General features: G+C 57.8%; 3 protein-coding genes and 1 pseudogene. All 4 read right to left on the reverse strand.

Features of this window, described 5'->3' with window-relative positions:
* Positions 1–381: glycosyltransferase (locus EOA24_RS32435; RefSeq protein WP_189354412.1), on the reverse strand; the 381-nt coding region annotated here is incomplete at its 3' end.
* Positions 378–1,508, reverse strand: a complete 1,131-nt coding sequence (locus tag EOA24_RS32440; RefSeq protein ID WP_126078436.1) for a DegT/DnrJ/EryC1/StrS family aminotransferase — start codon at positions 1,506–1,508, stop codon at positions 378–380. The genes EOA24_RS32440 and EOA24_RS32435, both read right to left, overlap by 4 nt.
* A gap of 305 nt (positions 1,509–1,813) precedes the next feature.
* Entirely contained in the window at positions 1,814–2,557 is a 744-nt protein-coding gene (locus EOA24_RS32445; protein ID WP_126078435.1) for an ABC transporter ATP-binding protein, read from the reverse strand.
* A gap of 7 nt (positions 2,558–2,564) precedes the next feature.
* Positions 2,565–3,051: pseudogene (locus EOA24_RS41990) on the reverse strand (ABC transporter permease); the annotation flags it as partial.

Consider the following 3,051-nt stretch of genomic DNA (forward strand, 5'->3'; position numbering starts at 1 on the left):
GTCTCGCCCCGCTCTGCGGCCGAAGACGACGTCCGCAGCGTCTTTCTCCAATATCGAAAAGAACTCGACAATCAGTTCCGGCGGCTCTTGAAGGTCGGCCGCCATGGCAGCCACATAGTTGCCCGATGCATGCTCAAGCCCGGTCCGAATGGCGGTAAAGGAGCCAAAGTTCCGACTGTGAAAGATGATCTTGTAGTCGTAGCCGGTATCCTTCAAAGCCGTGACCAGCAGCGCGCCGGATGCATCTGGCGATCCATCAATAACGAAGACAAACTCGATATCGCCCCTATACCTGCCGTGAAAGCCGGCAACTGCCTGCATCAGGGCGGGGATATTCGCCTCGTTTCGATAGATGGGAAAGACGATGGAGCGCGCCGTCACAATGCCTCCCATTCACCGAGAGCCTTGCACACTTGCTCGATCTCGTCGCTCGTCAGGTCTGGGTGGCACGGAAGGGAACAAAGACGACCGATACTTGCCCTGGAGACCGCGAGATTTTGGGTCCCTTTCATGGGCAGGTCAGCCCAGCCAGCCTGATCGCAATCGAGTACGGGATAGTGGACATCGGTATCGACTCCGCGGGCCTTCATGAACACCCGGAATGCATCCCGATCGTCGCAGAGTAGGACCGCAAGGTGCGCGACGGCGCCGCTGCCTCCGTCGACGAACCGGAGCCGGCTCCCGGCAGCAGACTTGAATCGGTCGAGGATGGCGCGGCGCTGTTCATTGCGACTGTTCAAATCCGGAAGAAGGATATCCAAAATCGCGGCCTGGACCTCATCCATGCGGGAGTTGCGCCCTCCCGGCAATCCCACATGATATTTGGAGCTCCAGCCATATTGATGAAGCTGACGAACGCGGTCTGCCAGCCTGGGATTGGAGGTTAGGACCGCGCCGCCATCCCCCATCGCGCCGAGATTCTTGGTCGGATAGAAGCTGAAAGTGGCGATGTCACCAAGCGATCCGACCGTTTCATCCCCGATGCGTGCACCATGTGCCTGGGCGCAGTCCTCGATGACCGGTATGTGCGACATGCCCACATCGATAAGTCCTGCCCGGATAGCGGGAACATCGACCACACCTCCGTAAAGGTGGGTAACGACGATCGCAGCGGTGTCGGCACCCACTGCCTCCAGCACCGCTTGGATGCTTGCAAGCTGGCTGGCGGGTTCGATGTCGACATAGTGTGGAACGAGGTCGTTGTGCCAGCAGGCGCAACTGGCATATCCCCCGGCATTGGCCGCCACGATCACCTCGCGTCCATGCGAAGCGTTGAGCCCGACGACCGAGCGCAGAGCAAGCTCGAGGGCGTCTGTTCCGTTGGCGACGAGGATGCAGTCAGAGGCTCCCACAAATTTCGCAAAGTTTGCCGCGAATCGCTTCCCGGCCGCGCCATTGAGCCACCATCCGGATTGCAACGTGCTCGTTACTTCGCGCGCAATCTTGACCTCGTAGCGCTGATACAGGCGCTTGAGATCGTTCATCGGAACGGCATTCGGCTTCGTCATCAACAACTCAACAGCGTATCTTTATTGATCCCGGCCTGCTCGAACTGCAAAACACCCAGAAAATTCAGGTAGTTCTAATATAAAGTATCTGAGATACTGCCGTCACGGGCAGAATGGAAAGCCGGAACCACGGGCACAACTATTGAGATTCCGGCCTAGCCGCAACAGCTACGCGTCATTTTGCAAAACGTTGCAAGCCTAAAGCGCGTCGCGATCCTTCGGATGCGCTCCCATGCGCTTTAAGGTCCTTGATTTTACGCATGTTCTTTATCTCGAAACCGGTCCCCATTTTCGGGAGGCATGCTTTAGGGGCGGGCCAACGCGGCCTCGACAGGTTTGACCGGCACCGCTGTCAGCGACTCCACTCGGCCGCCTTTGAGCGTTAGCCTCTTCGTGCACACGCTTTGAATAAGACTCTCGCTGTGGCTCGCCAGAACGATTATGCCTGCCTTTTCGGCCAGTTCATCCATGCGCTTCTTGGCCTTTTCCTGGAAAGAGGCATCCCCCGCCCCGATCCATTCGTCCATGAGCAGGATTTCGGGGTCGAGCGCCGTCGCCACCGAAAAGGCGAGCCGCGCCGCCATACCCTGGCTATAGGCCTTGAAAGGCAGGTCGATGAAATCGCCGAGCTCGCTGAAGGCAATGATGTCTTCCATCTTTTCTTCAATCTCGGCTTCCGACCATCCGTTGATCAAGCCCCGCAACACAATGTTGCGGCGGCCGGTCGCTTCGCGGCGAAACCCTATGTTGATGTTGAAAAGAGCGTCGACCTTACCTTCGATCGCGACGCTCCCTCCGGAAGGCTCGTAAATGCCGTAGAGGACCTTCAGCAGTGTTGTCTTACCGGCTCCGTTCGGGCCGACAAGACCAAGCCGGTCGCCGGCCTTGAGTTCGAAACCGACGCCGTCGAGCGCCTGAACAAACTGCTTTCGGCCGGAGCCTTCTATTCGACCGCCAGTCGCGCTTAAACGCCGATCCGGCGCCGAAAGCGTCAGTTTTTCGTGCAGCTTGTAGATCAGGCTGACGTTGTCCAGCTTTATGGAAACCATCACAAACTCAAATCAAAAAGACGACCTGGCGGCGGTAGCTGCCAAGCAGCAGCAGCGCGATCGTCCACGTGACCAACGCTGTGGCGCCGGTGATGGCGAAGGCGTTACTCGGAAACTCACCCCCGAGGATCGGAATGCGCGCAACGTCCAGGAAGTAAGAGAACGGGTTCCAGAGATAGGAGTATCTCTGTATAGCGTCTTGGCCATTATAGACCCAAAAGACGGGTGTGAAGAACATCCCAACGCGCATCAGATTGCCGACGATGAATTCGCTATCTGGAAAGAATGCGCCCAAAAACGCGAAGACCGTGATGAGGGCTGGTGTGGTCAACAAGATCAACAGCAGTCCAGCAAGCGACCACAGCCACGCAGGCGTCAGCGAGGGCCCGCTGATCAGCAGGATAATGATGCATCCGACAACTGCATAACCGGCCCGGATCACCGACTGTACCGTCAGCCGCATCACATAGACGAACAGCGGCAGCGTCGTACCT

The organism is Mesorhizobium sp. M2A.F.Ca.ET.039.01.1.1, assembly GCF_003998035.1.
Classification (GTDB): domain Bacteria; phylum Pseudomonadota; class Alphaproteobacteria; order Rhizobiales; family Rhizobiaceae; genus Mesorhizobium.